Origin of the sequence: Pseudomonas edaphica, from assembly GCF_005863185.1 — a bacterium.
Lineage (GTDB): Bacteria > Pseudomonadota > Gammaproteobacteria > Pseudomonadales > Pseudomonadaceae > Aquipseudomonas > Aquipseudomonas edaphica.
The window spans coordinates 1-521 of record NZ_VBVZ01001148.1 but is presented as its reverse complement, the minus strand read 5'-3'; the positions used below and the strand labels follow the sequence as shown (position 1 = coordinate 521).

General features: G+C 59.7%; 1 protein-coding gene. It reads right to left on the bottom strand.

The genetic code is table 11. The features are described from left to right. A partial coding sequence (locus tag FEM54_RS33755; protein ID WP_171045987.1) for a response regulator transcription factor occupies positions 1-488 on the bottom strand: 488 nt, incomplete at its 3' end. Positions 489-521: the final 33 nt, after the last annotated feature.

Below are 521 nucleotides of genomic sequence, written 5' to 3'. Positions count from 1 at the left end.
TCCAGGCCCAGTACCTTGAGGGCGACGGCTTGGGCGAGCTGCCATTTCCAGGTCAGGGCGCTGGCCATCTGGCGGATTTCCAGGTGGTCAAAGGGTTTTTTCAGGATCAGTAGCTGGTCGTTGTACTTCAATCGCGCTTCGATGGCCTCAAAGGAGTAATCGGAGTAGGCGGTGCACAGGGCAATCTGCAGGTTGGGGTCGACGTTCCACAACTGTTCAATGGTGTGCAGGCCATCCCAGCCGGGCGGCATGCGCATGTCGATAAATACCATGGCGTAGGGCGCACCGTCCGCCAGGGCTTTGTTCACCAGGGCAAGGGCCTCCTGGCCCTGATAGGCCGAATCCAGCAAAAACGCCTGGCGCACCGGCGCCGCGGTGCCGAACAGGGCTTCTTCCAGGCTGTCCAGTGAGGGGGCATCGTTGGGATTGGCGCACAGAATCTTGCGGAAATCTTCATGGATAGAGGCGGTGTCATCCACGATCAGAATGCGTCGATTGGCCCGCCCTGAATCCGGCTACAT